Below are 19,563 nucleotides of genomic sequence, written 5' to 3'. Positions count from 1 at the left end.
GCCCCCATTTACCAGCGGCGTTCAAAGCGGCGGCGCAAGATGATTGCGATGATATTCATGGTCAGCAGGAACATCAAAAGTATGATGATCCCACCCCATGCCTTTTCGTAAAAGCCAACGTCAGCGCGTGCGGCCCATGTATAGATCTGGGCGGGCATGGCCGAATTCGGCTCGGTAAAGCCTGCAAGAAAGCCGTCGGGATACCCGCGTGCGACAAACCCCACCATGCCGATCAGCAAAAGAGGTGCGGTTTCACCCAAGGCTTGCGCCAGACCGATGATGGTACCCGTCAGAATGCCCGGCGCAGCCAGCGGCAGCACGTGGTGAAACACCGCCTGCATTTTCGACGCCCCTACCCCAAGCGCCGCGTCGCGGATCGACGGAGGCACGGCCTTCAAAGACGCGCGGGTCGAGATGATGATCGTCGGAAGCGTCATCAGGGTCAGAACCAGACCGCCGACCAGCGGCGCCGATTGCGGCAGGTGCATGAACTGGATGAAAACGGCCAGGCCCAGAATGCCGAAGACGATGGACGGAACCGCGGCCAGGTTCGAAATGTTCACTTCGATCAGGTCAGTCAACTTGTTCTGTGGTGCAAACTCCTCGAGATAGATGGAAGCTGCGACGCCAATCGGCAGAGACAGACACAGAACGACCAGCATCATGAAGAATGATCCCACAACCGAGACACCGATGCCTGCGCCGCCGGGATTGTCCACGCCTGCGTCCGCTCCGGTGATGAAGGGCCAGTTGAATGCCTGCCTGATGATGCTGGCCTGTTCCAGCGCATCGACCAGATCCAGATCGCTTTTTTGCAGAAACCGGCTGTCCTGTAATGTGTCGCGGGATACGCGGCCTTTGAAATACCCGTCCACCCGGCTGGATGCTGCCAGATCGAATTTGACCGGCTGGCCCAGCTTGTCAGGGTTTTCGGTATAGAAGGTCCGGATCGTTCCGCCGACTTTACCCAAAAGACGCTCGATCGCGGCCTCATCAAAATCCACGCTGATTCCGCGTTCGGCAAGTTCACCGTTCAACTGGGCGATAAACAGGTTGGAATAGACTTTTGTTTTGAACAGGGCCCCTTCGGCCTCGTCCCGCTGCGGTTCGGTCAGCGTGAAATCAATGCTGACGACCGTGCGTTGGAAGGCCGGGATCCCCTGCGACAGGATCGAAGCGAACAGAACAACCAGAAAGAACAGACCGATTGCGATTGCGGCGATGCCATAAGCGCGGAACCGTTTCTCGGCTTTGGCACGTTTCGTTGTGCGTTCATCCGAAGCCGTAAGCGAGATCGTATGGCGACCGGATTGGGGGCTTTGCATACTGGTGTCGGTCATTCGTACTGCTCCCGGTACTTGCGCACGATATACAGGGCACACACGTTGAGCCCCAATGTTAGAACGAAAAGGGTCATGCCAAGTGCGAAGGCGACCAGCGCCTCGGGTGAGGCAAAGTCGGCGTCCCCCGTCAACTGGCTGACGATCTTGGCTGTCACAGTTGTCATGGCTTCGAACGGGTTCAGGCTGAGGCGGGCCGCAGCCCCTGCCCCGAGAACCACGATCATGGTCTCGCCGATGGCACGCGATGCCGCCAGAAGGATCGCGCCGACGATGCCGGGCAACGCAGCGGGCAGAACAACCTGACGGATGGTTTCCGATTGTGTGGCGCCAAGACCGTAGGAGCCGTCGCGCATTGCCTGAGGCACCGCGTTGATAATGTCGTCAGACAGTGATGAGACAAACGGGATCAACATGATCCCCATCACCAGACCCGCAGTCATGACGGCGGTGCCGGCTTTCATCCAGCCCAGGCCACTTTCACCAAAGACGTCCAACAGCAGCGGGCCAACGGTCAACAAAGCGAAGAGACCGTAAACGATGGTCGGAATCCCGGCCAGAACCTCAAGCAGCGGCTTTGCGACAGACCGCAAGCGTGGCGAAGCGTATTCGCTGAGATAGATCGCGGCGAACAATCCGATCGGCACCGCAACCAGCAGCGCCACGGCAGAGATGTAGAGCGTTCCCCACAGCAGCGGCAATATACCAAGTTCGGACAACCCGCCGCGGCCGGAAAAGCTGGGCGCCCAGGTCATGCCGAAAAAGAAATCTGACGCCGGGTACAGTTTGAAGAATTCCCAGGTGTTGAACACAAGCGACAGGACAATGCCCACCGTTGTCAGAATGGCAACCGACGCGGCCGCCAGAAGCAGGACTCGGACCCCCTGTTCCACAACGTTGCGTGCACGGTATTCGGCGTTGGTTTGCAACCAGCCCGCCACGGCACCGATCAAGGCAACCGCGACAACAGCAACGGACATGATCGCATACCCGGTCGAGCTCATGGCGCGATAGCTCTGCGCAGCGCGCAGTACCGGTTGAGTGATGTCCGAGGTCACCACCTGCCCCGCGTCCTTCAAAAGCTGGGTGATCTCGGCGACATTCGCATCGGCATCACTGGCGGCGTTCTCGGTCAGGGTGCCTTGTGCAACCGCATTGTCCAGCCCGGCGGCGGTGCGGCGTACTTCGGCCATCACCAGACTGCGGGAGGAGCCTTCCTGTATCACGGAGTCCGGTATCATATCCGACACCTGCGTATTGAGAAAGAAAGGCTGCGCCAACAGCCACACAATCAAGAGACCGAAGGCCGGCACAAGCGTCTTCAGCGCAACGTTTGCACCGTAAAAAGATGGCAGGGAATGCAGATTCCGACTGTCACCACCTGCGTTTTGCAGCGCGCGTTTGCGTCCCAACAGATAGCCGACAGCCGCGATCGCCGAAACGATCAGAAAGAGCCAAAGTATCGGCATGACACCCCCATTTGCCTTCGATTGCGAGTAGTAAAAAGACAGTGAAGGGGCGACTGATCCGTCGCCCCTATTTGCGTTAAACCGGTGTCAGGCTCAGCTGCCCGAACCCATGGTGACTTCGTTGGCAATCGCGTCCTGAGTTTTTGCCAGTTCGGGATCGGCAACCAGGCCATAGTTGGCAAGCGGGCCCGACGGACCGGCGATTTCGTCATGGGTGAAGAACTGCGCGTATTCCTTCAGGCCAGGGATCACGCCGATATGAGCTTTCTTCACGTAAAAGAACAGCGGGCGAGAAACCGGATATTCGCCGGTCGAGATGGTTTCGGTCGACGGTGCGACACCCGACATGGTGGCAACCTTCAACTTGTCGGTGTTGTTCTCGTAGAACGCCAGGCCGAAGATGCCGATACCGTTGGGGTTGGTGTCGATACGCGCCAGGGTTTCGGTGTAGTCACCGTCGATATCGACCGATTTGCCATCGGTACGAACCGCCAGACAGGCATCTTCAGCGTCGTCTTCGCTCATGCCGCCATCAATCATGGCCTGCATTGCGCCGGTTTCTTCACAACCGATCAGCAGAACTTTTTCTTCGAACACTTCACGGGTGCCGTGCTTGGTACCCGGGATGAAGCCTGCGATTTCAACGTCGGGCAGTTCCGAGTTGAACTCGGCCCAGGTGTTGTAAGGGTTATCAACAACTTCGCCGTCTTTCAGAACTTTCGCACCCAGCGCGTTGAAGATGTCGGAAGGTTCAAACGCGATGAAGGCAGGACCGGTTTGCTGGCTTGCAAAAACGATGCCGTCATAGCCGATGCGGACTTCCATGATGTCGGTCACGCCGTTTTCGGCGCAGGCTTTGATCTCTTTTTCGCGGATCGCGCGCGACGCGTTCGCAACGTCGATGGTGTTTTCGCCAACGCCTTCGCAGAAACGCTTCAGACCAGCCGACGAACCGCCCGATTCAACAACCGGGGTTGGGAAGTCTGTGTTTTCACCGAACAGTTCGGCAACGATCGAGGCATAAGGCAGAACGGTCGACGAACCGGCGATCTGAACATTGTCACGCGCCGCAGCAGTGGTCGCCGAGACGGCAGCGATAGCCAGCGCAGATGCCGACAGTTTTACAAAGGACATTTCAGTCTCCCTGAAAAGATGTGCTTGATCACCACCATGATGATCCTGCGGGGACCCCTATGGCGCGTGCGTAAGCCTTTTGTGACACATGCGTAACGGTTTTATGACAGCAGGGGTTTTTTTGCGTTTTTTCTAATGAAACGCCAATGCCCCAAAGGGTCAGATCAAAAGCAGACTTGCATTCCAAGCTGTTTCAACGGGGCAAAATAACCGTAAAAACAGAGCCTTTTCCCAACTCGCTTTCGACACGAAGCCTTCCACGATGGCGGTTGACGATGTGCTTCACAATCGCAAGGCCAAGCCCGGTTCCGCCCAGTTGCCGCGACCGGTGGCTGTCGGCGCGATAGAATCGCTCTGTCAGGCGCGGCAGGTGAACGGCATCTATGCCGGGGCCTTTGTCTATGAACTGGATTCGGACAGCCGGGCCGCGCATTGCCGGATCCCTGTCCGCCGGCAAGACACGTACCGTAACGCTGCCGCCGCTGGCGCCATACTTGATCCCGTTCTCGATGAGATTGGTGAAAACCTGCCGCAACTGGTCGCCGTCACCGGTGACTGAAAGCGGGCCGTTTTTCACGTCCAGCGACAGAACAACGCCGGCGTCTTCGGCAAGGGGCCGCAGCGAGTTTATAGTGGATTGAAGAAGACCGGTAAGTTCCAGCTGTTGCCTGGGTCGAACACGTTCTTCGCTTTCGACCCGGTTCAACGACAACAGATCCCCGACCAGACGGTTCATCCGGTTGGCCTCATCGGCCATGATCTTGAGGAACCGGTCACGCGCGGCGGAGTCGTCCCGTGCCGGACCGCGCAGGGTTTCGATAAACCCCATCAAGGCGGTCAACGGCGTGCGCAATTCATGGCTGACATTGGCCACGAAATCCCGTCGCATCTGGCTGGCGTGTTCCAGATGGGTGGTATCCTGAAACGTGACCATGACGGCCCCTTCGGAAGCGACCCCGTTCATGTATCTGCATTCAACTGTGTATGTTGTGTCCTGCGCACCGTCATTTGACAGATGACGTGCTTTCTTTGCGCTTCTGCTTGTCAGGCTTTGTTCGATGGCGTCCAGAACCTGTGGCTGTCGCAGTATGGTCGCAAAATGACGCCCAACAATGTTCTGGCCCAGAAGTGACGTCGCATCTGTGTTCGCGGCAATGATCCGTTCGGTCTGATCCACCATCAGCGCCGGCAACGGGATCGCAAGAACAATGTCTTCAAGAACGTCTTCGGTCATGCGTCAAAACCCACTCATTCCGTCGCGTCAAAGCGCAGGTTTCAGGGTTTCGCGGAATTTGCGCATGTTCTCCTGATAATGCAGCGCACTGAACGTGATCCTTTGGGCCGCAGCCTCATCCAGCTGGCGCACGACCTTGCCCGGCGATCCCATGACAAGCGAATTGTCGGGGATTTCTTTGCCCTCGGTGATCAGGGCCCCTGCTCCGATCAGGCAGTTCCGGCCGATCTTTGCCCCGTTCAGAACGATTGCGCCCATTCCGACCAACGTGTTTTCGCCTATGGTGCAGCCATGCAGCATCACCTTGTGCCCGATGGTGCAATTTCGACCAATCGTCAGGGGAAAACCGGCGTCGATATGCATCACGCAGTTTTCCTGAACGTTGCTGCCCTCGCCGACCCGGATTTCTTCGTGATCCGCGCGAATCGTGCAGCCGAACCAGACCGAGGCCCCCTGCTCCAGCACAACCTTGCCAATCAGATTGGCATCTGGCGCGACCCAGGTGTCCTCGTGAATTTGCGGAGCGTGTTCACCCAAAGCGTAAATGGTCATGACAGTCCCTCGAATTCTCTCTGCAACTTGCGGACGTGCTGTTGCAACCTGGGTTGCTGAATGCGGCGCATCCGTTCCGCGCTGACGATTGTTTTCAGTTTTTCTTCGGTCGCCTCGAGGTCATCGTTGATCAGGACGTAGTCGTAATAGCCCCAGTGACTGATTTCATCCCAGCTTTTGAGCATCCGACGGGCGATGACGTCATCACTGTCCTGCCCGCGCGTTTCCAGCCGACGGCGCAGCTCGGGGATGGACGGCGGCAGAATGAAGATCGACAACGCGTGTTTGCCCAGATCCGAATTTCGGATCTGCACTTCACCCTGCCAGTCGACGTCGAACAATACGTCCTTACCGGCATTGATCGAATTTTTGACCGGCTCGGCAGGTGAGCCATAGAAGTTTCCGAATACATGGGCGTGTTCCAGCATCTGCCCATCAGCGACCTGCTGTTTGAACTCGTCCTCGGACAGAAAGAAATACTCGCGCCCATGCTCTTCCCCGGGGCGCGGGGCACGGGTCGTCGCCGAGATCGAAAATTCCAGATCCGTATCCCAGGCCATCAGCCGTCTGGCCAGGGTCGATTTGCCCGCTCCGGACGGTGAAGACAGGATGATTAGTAGGCCTCGGCGGTCCGCCATGTCGGTCGTTCCCATTCTTATTCCACGTTCTGCACTTGCTCGCGCATCTGATCGATCACCGCTTTCAGTTCCAGCCCGACCGATGTCAGGTCCGAGCTTTGCGCCTTGGAACACAGCGTGTTGGCTTCGCGATTGAACTCTTGCATCAGGAAATCCAGCTTGCGGCCCACGGCCCCGTCTTGGGCCAACAACTCACGAGCGGCCCCTACATGCGCGGTCAGGCGGTCGATTTCTTCGGTGATATCCGCCTTGACCGCGATCATCGCCAGCTCTTGCGCGACACGATCGGGATCGGCGCCCTGCGAGTTCTCGAGCACCCGCGCGAGATTTTCTCGCAACCCCTCGGTCATCTTGTCCTTGCGTTGCTCGGCAATGGCTGCGGCCTGCGCCGTCAGTTCAGCGACCTGATCCAGCTGCGTGTTCAAGATCGCCGCCAAAGCTTCCCCTTCGGTTTTGCGCATATCTATGAACGCCACCAGTAGATCTTTGAATTCGGACGTCAGATGAGCAACAAGCGGAGCCGGATCGTCGGCCTCGGTTCCTGCGTCCATCATCCCCTTGAGCGCCAAAAGATCTGACGCACGCGACGGCGCAAGCGTGATGCCGTGCGCAGCTGCCAGCGCTTCCGTTCGCGCAAGTGCGGCCAGGGCCGAAGCCATCGCGGCTTCGTTCAAGGCCAGTTCCGGGGCAGAATCCTCGCGGTTCAAGCGCATCGACAGGGTTACGTTTCCCCGGCTCAGGGACTTGGACAGGGACGCCCGCAACGCGACTTCGAGGCCGGTCAACCAGTCGGGCACGCGCAGACGCATATCCAGCCCCTTGCCGTTTACGCTGCGAAGTTCCCACGACCAACTGTGCGGGCCGAAAGTTCCCTTCCCCGAGGCAAACCCGGTCATGGATCTGATCATGATGGCCCTTTCCTGTTCCCCTGCTGTTTCGAGCATGTGCCGCACCTAATGCTATTGACTGGTGCAGAGCAAGAGTTTGCTGAAGACGCAATTGTTTGGCGCAAGTTAACCATTCGTTAAAGAATTACTCCAAAATTGAATTAACCCGAGTCAAAATGCCCTTAGCAGTGGTTTACGGGCCGTAGATGCTTCCATTGTGTTGCATTTTATGAAAATGGCGGCCAATTGACGGTAGGGTGATGAAAATGAAAACCTTTTTCGGGATAGGTTCCGGGTCAGAATTTGGAAAGATCGTCGCAATGGATCGCTTTGACAGTGGGCGCAGCCTATCGCCGATCCGCCAGGCCGAGGCGTATTGGACCGCATTGTTGAGCGGCGACAGCGTGCCGATGCGGTCTCAAATCGACCCGCGCGGCCTTGAGAATGTTCTTGAATATACTTTCATCCTGGAACGCATCGCACCCGGCCTGGCCCGATTTCGTCTGGCAGGCAGCCATCTGAACGCACTTGCAGGGATGGAAGTGCGGGGGATGCCGTTGACCGCGTTCTTTCAACCCGATGCCCGCGCGCAGACCAAGGATGTTCTGGAACAGGTATTTGCGTCCCCCGCTGTTGCCGAATTGAGTCTGAACTCGGGCGGGGTCTTGGGACGTACCCGGATGCAGGCCCGGATGATCCTTCTGCCGCTGAAAAGTGACCTTGGGGATGTCAGCCGTATTTTGGGGGTCATGATCGCCGATGGCGCAATCGGCAAGACACCGCGCCGGTTTTCACTGGCCGATACGCGGATCAAACCGGTTTCTGAAATTCAGGTGCCCGCGCCCACACTGCGCCGCCCTGTGGAAGGTTTTGCGGAGGAACAGCGCCAATTCAAACGCTCTGCCGGCCATCTTCATCTGGTGGTGTCACGCGACGATTGAGACCTGCCGATTGCCGTGATCAGAAACAGCGGGCCGATGGCCCGCTGTTGTCCTTGTTTCGGTTGTGCTCAGCTTACCGCGCGTTTTGATCCGTTGCGGCGCAGATTGGTCAGCTCTTCCGCCACCAGGAACGCAAGTTCCAGCGACTGCGACGCGTTCAGGCGCGGATCGCAGGCGGTGTGGTAGCGATCCGACAGGTCCTCTTCGGTCACGGCGCGTACACCACCGGTGCATTCGGTCACATCCAGCCCGGTCATTTCGAAATGCACGCCGCCGGGGATGGTTCCCTCGGCCTGATGCACTCCGAAAAAGTCGCGCACCTCGCGCAGAACTGAGTCAAACGGGCGGGTTTTATAGCCCGTGGCCGATTTGATCGTGTTGCCGTGCATCGGGTCGCAGACCCAGGTGACCTTGGCGCCCTCTTCCTTGACCGCCTTGATCAGACGCGGCAGATGCTCACCCGCCTTGCCCGCGCCGAAGCGCGCGATCAGTGTCAAGCGGCCCTCTTCATTTTCAGGGTTCAGCTTGGACATCAGAACCTTGAGGTCCTCGGCCGTGGTGGTCGGGCCGCATTTCAGACCGATCGGGTTCAGCACCCCGCGGCAGAACTCGACATGCGCGCCGTCGGGCTGACGGGTTCGGTCGCCGATCCAGATCATGTGACCAGAGCCAGCCAGCCAGTTACCCGAGGTGGAATCCAGACGCGTCAGTGCCTCTTCGTATTCCAGCAAAAGCCCTTCGTGGCTGGTGTAGAACTCGACGGTCGAGAATTCGTGTGTCGTGTCTGCCGTGATACCGGCCGCTTCCATGAAGTCGATGGTGTCCTGAATGCGATCGGCAACCTCGGAATATTTCTGAACGTCCTGTTCATCCGCGAAACCCAAAGTCCAGGCATGCACGCGGCTCATATCCGCGAAGCCGCCGGTCGAGAACGCACGCAGCAAGTTCAGCGTCGCCGCCGCCTGTGTGTAGGCCTGCAACATCTTGTTGGGATTCGGAATCCTGGCTTCGGGCGTAAAGGCCAATTCGTTGATGATGTCGCCGCGGTAGCTGGGCAGTTCCACACCATTAACAACTTCGGTCGGGGCACTGCGTGGCTTGGCAAATTGCCCGGCCATACGACCGACTTTGACCACCGGCACCTTGGCACCATAGGTCAGAACCATCGCCATTTGCAGCATCACCTTGAAAGTGTCACGGATCGCATCCGCGCTGAATTGTTCAAAGCTTTCAGCGCAATCCCCGCCTTGCAGAAGGAAGGCCTCGCCGCGCCCGGCGGCACCCAGATGCTGTTTGAGACGCCGCGCCTCGCCGGCAAAGACCAGCGGGGGATACTTTGAAAGCTGAGCCTCGACCTTGGCCAGCGCGGCCGCGTCGGTATAATCTGGCATCTGAACCCGGGGCTTGTTGCGCCAGTTCGATTTTTGCCATTCGGTCATAGCTTTGATCTCCGCTGAAGTTTTCAGGTGGTCTCTATACAAAATGCAATGAAGAGTGACCATATCCCATTTGCGCCTCTTGACGACGCAAACAAGCTTTGATCATGGTGGCTGTCAAATCTGCGGCTGGATAATCAAACGTCCAGCAGCGAAGCAAGGACATCTCGCCATGCAAGAGCAACGCCAAGTTGTCACGGTGGAAGACACTGCGGCCCCACCCCGGAATTTCGTGTTTGTCCTTTTGGACAAATTCTCGCTTCTGTCCTTTGCGTCGGCGCTTGACAGTCTGCGCATCGCCAACCGCATGGCAAACAGACAGCTTTACACCTGGAAGCTGATAGGAGAAGGCGGAGAAACGGTAACCTGCTCGGCCGGGACCGAGTTCAGTCTTGACAGTGATCTGGTGGAGTTGCAGCGAGACGACGTTGTTCTGATTTGCGGTGGCGTGGACGTTCAGGCGGCCACCACCAAGCGCGTGCTGAACTGGCTGCGGCGCGAAGCGCGAAGAGGATTGCGGATCGGTGGCCTCTGCACTGCGGCCTATACTCTGGCAAAGGCCGGGTTGCTGGACGACAAGAAGGCGACGATCCATTGGGAGAACTCTGACAGTTTCATCGAGGAGTTCGATGAGGTCAAACTGACCAAAGCCGTCTTTCAGATCGATGGCAGCCGCATGACGACTGCGGGTGGCACCTCGTCGATTGACCTGATGCTCAAGCTGATAGCAGATGACTATGGCGAGGATCTGGCCAACGCGGTGGCGGATCAGATGATCTATTCGTCTATCCGGACAGATCAGGACACGCAGCGCCTGTCAACTCCGACCCGAATCGGTGTGCGGCATCCGAAGTTGAGCCAGGTTATCCTGATGATGGAAAAAAACATCGAAGAGCCGATCTCACCTTCGATTCTGGCCAAGGAAGTCGGCATGTCGACCCGCCAGCTTGAGCGCCTGTTCAGGCGTTATCTCAGCCGCTCGCCCAAGCGCTATTACATGGAACTGCGCCTGCACAAGGCCCGGAACCTGCTGATGCAGACCGATATGAGTGTCATCAACGTGGCGCTGGCATGTGGGTTCGCCTCTCCCAGCCATTTCTCGAAATGCTACCGGGCGCATTACAACACCACGCCCTATCGTGAGCGTGGTGCGCAGAGCGGACGGCTGTCGGTCTGAGCGCCTAGAATTTCTCCAGAATCGGCGCGGCATTGGTGTTGAGGAAAAAACTGAGAACCATCAGACCGTCGTCACGTTCATGCAAGACCGTGTATGTGAAAACATAGCTGTACTTGTCATTCCAATACACCCGCATTTCCTGCGCGAAACCGTTTTCAAGCTCGACCCGCTTGGCCACTGCGGCATGGGTCAGGTAATAGGGAACAAGGTCGCGCAGTTGGCCCTGAATAACCTCCATCTGCTGCGGCGTGTATTCATCAGCGCCCCCTAACCGGTTGAGGACGTTCGAAAACTCGCGGTTCTTCATCTTGGTGTCGACGAAGGTTTCATAATCGGCATAGGTTGGAAAAACCTCGTCTGCCGCGGCGGGAAGCGCCAAAAGGCACAAGATAATCGATGCGAGAATGCGGAACATTTCAATCCTCTTTGAAGTGTATTCCGACACTCCTAGGATGAACGGGCGAGCCTGTAAACCGCGCCCTGCCCGACCGAGACGAACCAGATCGCCCCATCCGGGGCCTGCACGATGTCACGGACCCGTTCGGTCTCGGGGCCCTTGATCTGCTCGACCTCGCGCAGCGGGTCTCCGGACAGCCGCGCGATATAGTCGAATTTCAGCGAGCCTACGAAAATGTCGCCCCGCCATTCGGGAAACATGTCGCCGGAATAGACCATCAACCCTGACGGCGCGATCGACGGGTCCCAGTACAGGCGCGGCTGTTCCATACCGGGCTTGCTGGTGCCCTCGCCAATCTTCTCTCCGGAATAATGTGTGCCGTACGAGATGACGGGCCAACCGTAATTGGCGCCGGGTTTGACAAGGTTCACCTCGTCACCGCCGCGCGCTCCGTGTTCCGACACCCACAATCGGCCACGCGAATCCAGATCGGCCCCCTGTGGGTTGCGGTGCCCATAGGTCCAGATTTCAGGTCGGATCTCTGCCTGTCCGACGAAAGGATTGTCCGATGGCACTGTGCCGTCGCGGTTGATACGGATCACGGAACCCATGGCGTTCGATTGATCCTGCGCCTGCGGTCCATCCCCTCGGTCCCCGATGGTTACAAAAAGCGTGCCGTCCTTCGCTTCTACTACACGAGAGCCGAAATGCCGCCCGCCTGATCCGCCAGGGGAAGCCTCGAAAACGACACGCAGATTCGTCAGACGCGTACCGTTCTCGGACAGGCGCGCGACGGCGACAGCTGTGCCCGCGCCACCCTTTTGCGGTTTTGAAAAGGTCAGAAAAACCTCGCGGCTTTGATTGAATTCGCGCGGGATCGTAACGTCCAGCAATCCGCCCTGCCCCGAAGCTGCAACCTTGGGAACGCCGGATACGGCATTCGCCTCTCCGTCCTGAACATACAGCAGGTTTCCGTCCCGTTCGGTGACAAGAAAACTGCCGTCAGGCAAGATACCAACGGCCCAGGGCGTATCCAGCCCGCCCGCCATTTCGGTGAGTTCGATATTCCCGACCGAGGTCGACAACGCCTGTGCCAAGGCACTTTCGGTGCAAAAAGTGACGAACAGAATCGCGGCAGCTCTGAGCATGTTGACCCTTCTCCGGACAATCTAAGGCAAACCCTAACAAAACAGATAGATTTCCAATCGATAAAAACACGATTGCGTTAGGACTTTTCTTTTCCGGGCAGCTTGCCTAGGTTCGTGGCCAGAACGAACACGTTCACAATAGGGAGTAACCATATGAAAAAGCTGCTTACAGCAACTGCAGCATCCGCTTTGCTGGCCGGACCTGCGCTGGCCGAAGACATTACACTGGGTGTTTTGTTCGGATTCACCGGCCCAATTGAATCGCTGGCACCTGCAATGGGTTCGGGCGCTGAAATGGCGATGGCGGAAGTCACCGAATCCGGAAAACTGCTGGATGGATCCAAAGTGACCGCGTCGCGCGCCGACACCGGCTGCATTGATAACGGTCTGGCCACGTCGAACGGCGAACGCATGATTGCGGACGGTGTTGCCGGCATCATCGGCGGCGATTGTTCGGGCGTGACCGGCGCCATCCTTCAGAATGTCGCGATTCCGAATGGCATGGTCATGATCTCGCCCTCGGCGACCTCGCCGGGCCTGTCGACCATGGAAGACAACGGCCTGTTTTTCCGCACCGCGCCGTCAGATGCGCGCGAAGGTCAGGTGATGGCGGATATCCTGAAGGATCGCGGCATCAACTCAATCGCTCTGACCTACACGAACAACGACTACGGCAAGGGTCTGGCGGACGCGATCCAAACCTCTTTCGAGGCAGCAGGTGGCGAAGTGACCATCGTTGCAGCGCACGAGGATGGCAAAGCCGACTATTCGGCCGAAGTTGGCGCGCTGGCCTCGGCCGGTGGCGACATTCTGGTTGTTGCGGGCTATCTGGATCAGGGCGGTCTGGGCATCATCCAGTCGGCGCTGGACAGCGGTGCGTTTGACACTTTCGGTCTGCCCGGTGGCATGATCGGTGACTCGCTGCCCGCGAACGTCGGCCCCGACCTGAACGGTTCGTTCGGTCAGATCGCCGGTTCGGGTGGTGAAGGCGCCGAGAAGTATTTCGCCATGGCCGAAGCCGCTGGTTTCGACGGTTCGTCGCCCTATTCGCCCGAATCTTATGACGCTGCGGCTCTGTTCATGCTGGCCATGCAGGCTGCCGGATCGACCAATCCGGCCGACTATGGCGCCAAGATCATGGACGTCGCCAACGCTCCGGGCGAAAAGATCTATCCCGGCGAACTGGCCAAGGGTCTGGAATTGCTGGCAAACGGTCAGGACATCGACTATGTCGGTGCGTCCGGTGTTGAGCTGATCGGCCCCGGCGAAAGCGCGGGTTCCTATCGTGAGATCGAAGTGACCGACGGCGAAAACAAGACCGTCAACTTCCGTTGATTGATCGCCAAAGGCTATGAATGTAAGCAGCCCGGGCCTTGTGTCCGGGCTGTTTCAATGAAAAAAGACCGCACCCGGCAAACGGGGTCGAGACAACAGCGCCGAACAGGCGGCAAGGGGAAAAGATGATCGTCGTCGAGGACGTGCACAAGCATTTCGGCGGATTTCACGCGGTGGACGGGGCATCGCTGGAAATCCAGAAAGGGTCGATCACCGGCCTGATCGGGCCCAACGGGGCAGGAAAAACCACTCTGTTCAATGTGATCGCAGGTGTTCTTCCGCCGACCAGCGGCAAAGTGGTTATGGACGGCGAGGATATCACCGGTCTGCCCCCTCATGAACTGTTCCACAAGGGGCTGTTGCGCACGTTTCAGATTGCACATGAATTCCCGTCGATGACCTGCCGCGAAAACCTGATGATGGTACCCGGCGCGCAATCAGGCGAGTCGCTGTGGAACACGTGGTTTGGCCGCAAGCGCATCGCTGATGAAGAACGCGCGCTGAAAGCCAAGGCCGATGAGGTGCTGGAGTTTCTGACGATTGAACATCTGGCCAATCACAAGGCGGGTCAGGTCTCGGGTGGTCAGAAAAAGCTGCTGGAGCTGGGCCGCACGATGATGGTGGACGCCAAGATCGTGTTTCTGGACGAGGTCGGCGCGGGTGTGAACCGCACCCTGTTGATGACCATTGCCGACACGATCCTGCGCCTGAACAAGGAACGCGGCTATACCTTCGTCGTCATCGAACATGACATGGATTTCATCGGCAAGATCTGTGATCCGGTCATCTGCATGGCTGAAGGCAAGGTACTGGCCGAGGGTACCCTGGACGAGATCAAGGCGAACGAGCACGTGATCGAAGCCTATCTGGGCACCGGCCTCAAGAACAAAGACAAGCTGGAGGCCGGGGCATGAGCGACAACCCCTATCAGGATGACAAGGGCAACAAGGACGCCTCGATCACCAATCCGCATGGTGTCGGCACCATGACACCGGCCCATCGCAAAAGTGGTGCGACTCATAAGGTCGGAGGCGGCCCTTTTCTGATCGGCGACACCATGACGGGTGGCTACGGCAAAGGGCCCGACATCCTGCATGATTGCACCATCGCCGTGGACAAGGGTGAAATCGCAGTCATCGTCGGCCCCAACGGTGCGGGCAAGTCGACGGCGATGAAAGCCGTGTTCGGGATGCTGGATGTCCGTTCAGGGTCTGTGCGTCTGGATGGCGAGGATATCACCAATCTCAGCCCGCAAGACCGGGTCATGCGTGGCATGGGCTTCGTGCCGCAAACACAGAACATCTTTACCTCGATGACGGTGGAAGAGAACCTGGAAATGGGCGCTTTCATCCGCCGCGACGACATCAGCCAGACGATGGAGCAGGTCTATGACCTGTTCCCGATCCTCCGCGACAAACGCAATCAGGCCGCCGGAGAGCTGTCGGGCGGACAACGCCAACAGGTTGCCGTGGGCCGTGCGCTGATGACCCAGCCCAAGGTGCTGATGCTGGACGAACCCACGGCAGGTGTTTCGCCGATCGTGATGGATGAACTGTTCGACCGGATCATCGAAGTATCCCGCACCGGCCTGCCGATCCTGATGGTCGAGCAAAACGCCCGTCAGGCGCTTGAGATCGCGGACAAAGGATATGTGCTGGTTCAGGGGCGGAATGCTTATACCGGCACAGGCAAGGAACTGCTGGCTGATCCTGAAGTGCGTAAGTCGTTTTTGGGCGGCTGATCGACGCTTTTCAATTGCAGGTTTTCATGTGGGGCCAGCCGGGATTCTCGGCTGGTCCTTTTGCTTGATCGCAATGCGCAAAATTGAAGGCCAGATCATGGCAACCGATGCTTCAAGTCGCGGCTCTGCATATGAGAGCCTTTTTTAGGTATCTGAAAAATATCAATTAATCTTCTGCGGGCCGTTGCAGAAAAAAGACTTTGAAAACGCGCCGAATGCCAACCTGCTGCTTTAATCAGGCCAAATTTCAAAAATATCGCTGCGCCCGAACACCTAGACCAATCCCCGAAACGCGCCCCGGCTGGGGACACAAGAATTGGAAGTCAAAATGAAAAAATGGATGATCGCCGCCCTGGCCGCACAAATGGCAACCGGTGCCGTCGCTCAGCAGCGCGAATTTGTGTGCACATCGGACATTGATGGAACCGAGTATCGGCTGACGCGGTTTGAAGGAGAACAAAAGGGATCGGTCAAATTCGGTAATACGACCGGGAACGCGCAGGTGTTTCCGGGGCTGAACAACATGACCTTCATCCTGACGACCGAGCAGCATGTCATGACGTTCTTCGTCCAAAGCCCGGATCTGTCCTACAACCTGTCCATCCGCCGCCCGGTCCTGCAAAATGACCGCGGCCAATGCACGGAATCCGGTGCCTAGCCCCGCGATCTTTCGCGATTTCGGACCGCGTCCCACATTGTGGCGCGGTCTTTTTCTTTGGGGAAGAACCAAGGGGCTTCTGCCAGCGTGTCCGAAGCCTGCCAAACGGCATAAAAACATGCATAAAGCCCTAAAAATCACGTTCCAAATTGTTGTGTCTTTCGTCGGCGTCGTGCCATAAAGCCGCACCCGGACAGTGAGAAGAAATAATGGATCTACTCAACGCGCTTGTTGCGCTTGCGAATTTTGTGTTGGTGCCTGCGGTCGCTTATGGCAGCCAACTGGCGTTGGGCGCGCTTGGCGTGACCCTGATCTACGGCATCCTGCGGTTTTCGAACTTTGCCCATGGCGACACCATGGCCTTTGGCGCGATGATTGCCGTGCTGGTCACATGGGGGTTGCAGGCCGCCGGAATCAGCTTTGGACCGTTGCCAACCGCCCTGCTTGCCCTGCCCTTTGCCATCCTGGGCTGTATCGTGCTGGTGCTGATCACCGACAGGCTGGTCTACAAATTCTACCGTGAACAAAAGGCAAAGCCCGTTATTCTGGTGATCGTCTCAATGGGCGTGATGTTCATCATGAACGGCCTTGTCCGGTTCATTATCGGGCCGGATGACCAAAGGTTTTCGGATGGGGCCCGGTTCATTGTTTCGGCGCGCGATTTCAAGACGATGACCGGTCTGCGTGAGGGTCTGGCCATCAAGACGTCGCAAGGTATCACGGTGATCGTGGCCGTTGTTGCCGTGGCTCTGCTGTTCTGGTTTCTGAACAAGACGCGCACCGGCAAGTCTATGCGGGCCTATTCGGACAACGAGGATCTGGCGCTGCTGTCAGGCATCAACCCGGAACGTGTGGTAATGATCACATGGATCATCGTTGCGGCGCTGGCCACGACTGCTGGCGTTCTTTACGGGCTGGACAAAAGCTTCAAACCCTTCGTCTACTTCCAGCTTCTGCTGCCGATCTTTGCCTCGGCCATCGTGGGTGGTTTGGGCAATCCTCTGGGCGCCATCGCAGGCGGGTTTATCATCGCGTTTTCCGAAGTGACGATAACATACGCCTGGAAGAAGGTGCTGACCTATGTGTCGCCTGAAAGTCTGGCGCCGTCAGGATTGGTGCAACTTCTTTCGACCGATTACAAATTCGCGGTCAGCTTTGTCATCCTGCTGATCGTGCTTCTGTTCAAGCCCACGGGACTTTTCAAGGGAAAGGCCGTATGACCGACTCTGTCAAAAACACGCTGCTGTTCGCAATTGTCGGCGGCCTGATCCTGTTGACCGGTTTCACGCAAAGCTGGAACACCGCGATCCTGATCCTGAATATGGGGCTGATTTCCGCCATTATGGCGATCGGTGTAAACCTGCAATGGGGTTTTGCCGGTCTGTTCAATGTGGGCGTGATGGGCTTTGTCGCTCTGGGCGGTCTGGCCGTCGTACTGGTTTCAACGCAGCCCACGCCCGGTGCCTGGGCTGCCGGAGGTTATGGCATCGTTCTGTCTTTGCTGCTGGGTGCCGCGACAGTGGTTGCCGCCGTTCTGGTGGCAACGAAACTGCCGAAGGGCCGTGTGCAAACCCTGATGATCATTGCCGTTCTTGTCGTGGGCTTTTTTGTCTATCGCGCGGTGTTCGATCCCAGCATTGCGGCGGTCGAGGCCATAGACCCTGCGATTGCCGGCAATATCGGCGGTTTGAATCTGCCGGTTTTGCTGGCCTGGCCGGCGGGTGGTTTGCTGGCGGCGGGCGCTGCGTGGCTGATCGGTAAAACGGCGCTGGGTCTTCGTTCGGATTATCTGGCGATTGCTACTTTGGGGATCGCCGAAATCATCATCGCCGTCATGAAAAACGAAGACTGGCTGGCCCGGGGTGTCAAGAACGTCTACGGCATCCCACGCCCATCCCCTGTTGTGGGCTACGAAGTGGATTTGCAGAACGACCCGGCATTTCTTGCGCGGGCCGAGTGGTTAGGGTTGGATCCCGTCACCGCATCCACCCTTTCGGTCAAACTCGGCTATTCGCTGCTGTTCATGATTGTACTTCTGGTTCTGCTCTGGATGGCACAGATGGCCCTGAAAAGCCCGTGGGGCCGGATGATGCGCGCAATCCGTGACAATGAAGTGGCGGCTGAGGCCATGGGCAAGGATGTCACCCGTCGTCATCTGCAAATCTTCGTACTGGGTTCGGCCATTTGCGGTATCGCGGGTGCGATGATGACAACGCTGGACGGCCAATTGACGCCAAGCGCCTATCAACCGCTGCGCTTTACCTTTCTGGTCTGGGTGATGGTGATCGTGGGTGGTTCGGGCAACAATTTCGGGGCCGTTCTGGGCGCTTTCCTGATCTGGTTCCTGTGGGTTCAGGTTGAACCGATCGGCTTGTGGCTGATGAATGTCATTACCGCGGGCATGCCGGACGGAAGTGCACTGAAAGCCCACCTGTTGGACAGCGCCGCACATATGCGCCTGTTTACGATGGGGCTGATCCTGTTGATTGTTCTCAGATTCAGTCCAAGAGGGTTAATCCCAGAGAAATAGATCACATCCCCCTTCAATATGCGAAACCGTGCCTCTTGTTCGGCACGGTTTCTTGATTCTTAACGATTTTCTGAATAAACGGACCCACCGCAGTGTTTTCTTTTTGCGGTAAGTCGCCGGCACTCACATCCGTCTTCGCCGATCTGTAACGATCATTCACACGTTTTGAAAAGAGTCGAAAATGAAAGCACCACGGTTCAAGACACTGCTTCTGTTTCCTGTTGTTGCCATCGTAATATCCGCCTGTATTCCGTCTCCGGAAGACCTTGAAACGACCCCCGTCAAAGTTCAAACGCCAAAGGGAGTCGTAACCTGTCAGCTGTATCGTCACGACCGGGTGACCTGGGACCGGGCGATTGACTTCCCGGCTTCAAAAATGTCGGTGTCAGAGGCTGACGCCTATTGCCGACAGGAAGGCCAGCGCCGCCTGAAGTAAACTTTGCGGCGCCCGTGATGGGCGCCGTTCCGTCATCTGTTGCGGAACAATCCACCCAGAATACCGCGAACGATCCGGCGTCCGGTCGTCCCCTTCAGTTCTTTGATAACCGCGTCGGTCATCGCCGATGCAAACGTGTCTTTCCGGCGCGGCACCCGGGACGAGGATCTGCCGACCCGGCTTCCCGAATATCTGCGAGCCGAAGAATACTCTCGTTCCATCGGTGATTGTTCCTCCAGCACTTCATCGGCTTCTGCCTGTTCAGCGGCCTTTGCGGCGGCTTCGGCCCGAGCCTGGAGGATTTCAAAGGCCGACTGTCGATCAATTCCATTGTCGTATTTCGACGCCATCGGCGAGGAATCGAGAATAGCCCTCCGCTGGGCATCAGAAATGGGCCCCAACTGGGACCCCGGCGGACGAATCAATGTGCGCTCGACAATTCCGGGAACGCCTTTCTTCTGAAGCATCGACGTGACAGCCTCACCAACGCCCACCTCACGGATTGCGGCT

At 57.6% G+C, this 19,563-nt stretch carries 20 protein-coding genes; 9 read left to right on the top strand and 11 right to left on the bottom strand.

Going from position 1 to position 19,563, the window contains the following annotated elements:
• Nucleotides 1–8: 8 nt before the first annotated feature.
• The 7 genes from pstA to AC2FNN_RS15310 form a co-directional block, all read right to left on the bottom strand.
• The gene (gene pstA / locus AC2FNN_RS15340; RefSeq protein WP_496759386.1) at nucleotides 9–1,340 is read right to left on the bottom strand and encodes a phosphate ABC transporter permease PstA; all 1,332 of its coding nucleotides are present in this window, start codon (nucleotides 1,338–1,340) and stop codon (nucleotides 9–11) included.
• Nucleotides 1,337–2,809, bottom strand: a complete 1,473-nt coding sequence (gene pstC / locus AC2FNN_RS15335) for a phosphate ABC transporter permease subunit PstC (RefSeq protein WP_496759385.1) — start codon at nucleotides 2,807–2,809, stop codon at nucleotides 1,337–1,339. Before pstC ends, pstA begins: the two co-directional genes overlap by 4 nt.
• A 93-nt stretch (nucleotides 2,810–2,902) precedes the next feature.
• Complete coding sequence (locus AC2FNN_RS15330) at nucleotides 2,903–3,943, bottom strand: substrate-binding domain-containing protein (RefSeq protein WP_496759384.1); 1,041 nt, start codon at nucleotides 3,941–3,943, stop codon at nucleotides 2,903–2,905.
• 193 nt (nucleotides 3,944–4,136) lie between these two features.
• Nucleotides 4,137–5,177 (bottom strand): sensor histidine kinase, encoded by a 1,041-nt coding sequence (locus AC2FNN_RS15325; RefSeq protein ID WP_496759383.1) that lies wholly within the window; start codon nucleotides 5,175–5,177, stop codon nucleotides 4,137–4,139.
• Nucleotides 5,178–5,204: 27 nt separating this feature from the next.
• Nucleotides 5,205–5,729, bottom strand: a complete 525-nt coding sequence (locus AC2FNN_RS15320; RefSeq protein WP_496759382.1) for a gamma carbonic anhydrase family protein — start codon at nucleotides 5,727–5,729, stop codon at nucleotides 5,205–5,207.
• Entirely contained in the window at nucleotides 5,726–6,367 is a 642-nt protein-coding gene (gene gmk, locus AC2FNN_RS15315; protein ID WP_152457986.1) for a guanylate kinase, read from the bottom strand. Before gmk ends, AC2FNN_RS15320 begins: the two co-directional genes overlap by 4 nt.
• 17 nt (nucleotides 6,368–6,384) lie before the next feature.
• A complete protein-coding gene (locus AC2FNN_RS15310; protein ID WP_496759396.1) occupies nucleotides 6,385–7,275 on the bottom strand; it encodes a YicC/YloC family endoribonuclease in 891 nt (296 codons plus the stop codon).
• A 245-nt stretch (nucleotides 7,276–7,520) separates the two neighbouring features.
• On the opposite strand from AC2FNN_RS15310, the gene AC2FNN_RS15305 reads away from it, so the two are divergent.
• Nucleotides 7,521–8,195, top strand: a complete 675-nt coding sequence (locus tag AC2FNN_RS15305) for a PAS domain-containing protein (protein WP_496759381.1) — start codon at nucleotides 7,521–7,523, stop codon at nucleotides 8,193–8,195.
• 68 nt (nucleotides 8,196–8,263) lie between these two features.
• Here the strand turns inward: AC2FNN_RS15305 and AC2FNN_RS15300 are convergent, their stop codons facing one another.
• The gene (locus AC2FNN_RS15300; RefSeq protein WP_496759380.1) at nucleotides 8,264–9,634 is read right to left on the bottom strand and encodes a class II 3-deoxy-7-phosphoheptulonate synthase; all 1,371 of its coding nucleotides are present in this window, start codon (nucleotides 9,632–9,634) and stop codon (nucleotides 8,264–8,266) included.
• Nucleotides 9,635–9,803: 169 nt separating this feature from the next.
• Here AC2FNN_RS15300 and AC2FNN_RS15295 point away from each other — a divergent pair, with 169 nt between their 5' ends.
• Nucleotides 9,804–10,808 (top strand): GlxA family transcriptional regulator, encoded by a 1,005-nt coding sequence (locus tag AC2FNN_RS15295; RefSeq protein ID WP_496759379.1) that lies wholly within the window; start codon nucleotides 9,804–9,806, stop codon nucleotides 10,806–10,808.
• Nucleotides 10,809–10,812: 4 nt separating this feature from the next.
• Here the strand turns inward: AC2FNN_RS15295 and AC2FNN_RS15290 are convergent, their stop codons facing one another.
• Nucleotides 10,813–11,223 (bottom strand): hypothetical protein, encoded by a 411-nt coding sequence (locus AC2FNN_RS15290; protein ID WP_496759378.1) that lies wholly within the window; start codon nucleotides 11,221–11,223, stop codon nucleotides 10,813–10,815.
• 32 nt (nucleotides 11,224–11,255) lie between these two features.
• Nucleotides 11,256–12,353, bottom strand: coding sequence for a PQQ-dependent sugar dehydrogenase (locus AC2FNN_RS15285; protein ID WP_496759377.1), 1,098 nt, complete (start codon nucleotides 12,351–12,353; stop codon nucleotides 11,256–11,258).
• Between the two features lie 153 nt (nucleotides 12,354–12,506).
• Between AC2FNN_RS15285 and AC2FNN_RS15280 the strand changes: the two genes are divergently transcribed.
• From AC2FNN_RS15280 to AC2FNN_RS15250, 7 genes are all read left to right on the top strand, one after another.
• The gene (locus AC2FNN_RS15280; protein WP_496759376.1) at nucleotides 12,507–13,688 is read left to right on the top strand and encodes an ABC transporter substrate-binding protein; all 1,182 of its coding nucleotides are present in this window, start codon (nucleotides 12,507–12,509) and stop codon (nucleotides 13,686–13,688) included.
• Between the two features lie 125 nt (nucleotides 13,689–13,813).
• Nucleotides 13,814–14,602, top strand: a complete 789-nt coding sequence (locus AC2FNN_RS15275) for an ABC transporter ATP-binding protein (protein ID WP_496759375.1) — start codon at nucleotides 13,814–13,816, stop codon at nucleotides 14,600–14,602.
• Nucleotides 14,599–15,429, top strand: a complete 831-nt coding sequence (locus tag AC2FNN_RS15270; protein ID WP_496759374.1) for an ABC transporter ATP-binding protein — start codon at nucleotides 14,599–14,601, stop codon at nucleotides 15,427–15,429. Before AC2FNN_RS15275 ends, AC2FNN_RS15270 begins: the two co-directional genes overlap by 4 nt.
• Before the next feature lie 328 nt (nucleotides 15,430–15,757).
• On the top strand, nucleotides 15,758–16,087 hold the full coding sequence (locus tag AC2FNN_RS15265) for a hypothetical protein (RefSeq protein ID WP_496759373.1): 330 nt from the start codon (nucleotides 15,758–15,760) through the stop codon (nucleotides 16,085–16,087).
• Between the two features lie 209 nt (nucleotides 16,088–16,296).
• Nucleotides 16,297–17,307 (top strand): branched-chain amino acid ABC transporter permease, encoded by a 1,011-nt coding sequence (locus AC2FNN_RS15260; protein WP_496759372.1) that lies wholly within the window; start codon nucleotides 16,297–16,299, stop codon nucleotides 17,305–17,307.
• Nucleotides 17,304–18,617: a branched-chain amino acid ABC transporter permease gene (locus tag AC2FNN_RS15255; RefSeq protein WP_496759371.1), complete on the top strand. Its 1,314-nt coding sequence runs from the start codon at nucleotides 17,304–17,306 to the stop codon at nucleotides 18,615–18,617. The genes AC2FNN_RS15260 and AC2FNN_RS15255 overlap by 4 nt, the downstream gene beginning before the upstream one ends.
• Before the next feature lie 181 nt (nucleotides 18,618–18,798).
• Complete coding sequence (locus AC2FNN_RS15250; protein WP_496759370.1) at nucleotides 18,799–19,053, top strand: hypothetical protein; 255 nt, start codon at nucleotides 18,799–18,801, stop codon at nucleotides 19,051–19,053.
• 32 nt (nucleotides 19,054–19,085) lie between these two features.
• Here the strand turns inward: AC2FNN_RS15250 and AC2FNN_RS15245 are convergent.
• A partial coding sequence (locus tag AC2FNN_RS15245) for a helicase HerA-like domain-containing protein (RefSeq protein ID WP_496759369.1) occupies nucleotides 19,086–19,563 on the bottom strand: 478 nt, incomplete at its 5' end.

Source organism: Ruegeria sp. BHSA118, from assembly GCF_059613405.1.
Note: the sequence above shows the minus strand (reverse complement) of the source record. Positions and strands in the feature narration are given on the sequence as shown.

What these genes read in the sequence shown, in the direction of transcription:
- pstA (WP_496759386.1), bottom strand. Translation starts at nt 1,340, where the DNA reads ATGACCGACACCAGTATGCAAAGCCCCCAATCCGGTCGCCATACGATC.
- pstC (WP_496759385.1), bottom strand. Translation starts at nt 2,809, where the DNA reads ATGCCGATACTTTGGCTCTTTCTGATCGTTTCGGCGATCGCGGCTGTC.
- AC2FNN_RS15330 (WP_496759384.1), bottom strand. Translation starts at nt 3,943, where the DNA reads ATGTCCTTTGTAAAACTGTCGGCATCTGCGCTGGCTATCGCTGCCGTC.
- AC2FNN_RS15325 (WP_496759383.1), bottom strand. Translation starts at nt 5,177, where the DNA reads ATGACCGAAGACGTTCTTGAAGACATTGTTCTTGCGATCCCGTTGCCG.
- AC2FNN_RS15320 (WP_496759382.1), bottom strand. Translation starts at nt 5,729, where the DNA reads ATGACCATTTACGCTTTGGGTGAACACGCTCCGCAAATTCACGAGGAC.
- gmk (WP_152457986.1), bottom strand. Translation starts at nt 6,367, where the DNA reads ATGGCGGACCGCCGAGGCCTACTAATCATCCTGTCTTCACCGTCCGGA.
- AC2FNN_RS15310 (WP_496759396.1), bottom strand. Translation starts at nt 7,275, where the DNA reads ATGATCAGATCCATGACCGGGTTTGCCTCGGGGAAGGGAACTTTCGGC.
- AC2FNN_RS15305 (WP_496759381.1), top strand. Translation starts at nt 7,521, where the DNA reads ATGAAAACCTTTTTCGGGATAGGTTCCGGGTCAGAATTTGGAAAGATC.
- AC2FNN_RS15300 (WP_496759380.1), bottom strand. Translation starts at nt 9,634, where the DNA reads ATGACCGAATGGCAAAAATCGAACTGGCGCAACAAGCCCCGGGTTCAG.
- AC2FNN_RS15295 (WP_496759379.1), top strand. Translation starts at nt 9,804, where the DNA reads ATGCAAGAGCAACGCCAAGTTGTCACGGTGGAAGACACTGCGGCCCCA.
- AC2FNN_RS15290 (WP_496759378.1), bottom strand. Translation starts at nt 11,223, where the DNA reads ATGTTCCGCATTCTCGCATCGATTATCTTGTGCCTTTTGGCGCTTCCC.
- AC2FNN_RS15285 (WP_496759377.1), bottom strand. Translation starts at nt 12,353, where the DNA reads ATGCTCAGAGCTGCCGCGATTCTGTTCGTCACTTTTTGCACCGAAAGT.
- AC2FNN_RS15280 (WP_496759376.1), top strand. Translation starts at nt 12,507, where the DNA reads ATGAAAAAGCTGCTTACAGCAACTGCAGCATCCGCTTTGCTGGCCGGA.
- AC2FNN_RS15275 (WP_496759375.1), top strand. Translation starts at nt 13,814, where the DNA reads ATGATCGTCGTCGAGGACGTGCACAAGCATTTCGGCGGATTTCACGCG.
- AC2FNN_RS15270 (WP_496759374.1), top strand. Translation starts at nt 14,599, where the DNA reads ATGAGCGACAACCCCTATCAGGATGACAAGGGCAACAAGGACGCCTCG.
- AC2FNN_RS15265 (WP_496759373.1), top strand. Translation starts at nt 15,758, where the DNA reads ATGAAAAAATGGATGATCGCCGCCCTGGCCGCACAAATGGCAACCGGT.
- AC2FNN_RS15260 (WP_496759372.1), top strand. Translation starts at nt 16,297, where the DNA reads ATGGATCTACTCAACGCGCTTGTTGCGCTTGCGAATTTTGTGTTGGTG.
- AC2FNN_RS15255 (WP_496759371.1), top strand. Translation starts at nt 17,304, where the DNA reads ATGACCGACTCTGTCAAAAACACGCTGCTGTTCGCAATTGTCGGCGGC.
- AC2FNN_RS15250 (WP_496759370.1), top strand. Translation starts at nt 18,799, where the DNA reads ATGAAAGCACCACGGTTCAAGACACTGCTTCTGTTTCCTGTTGTTGCC.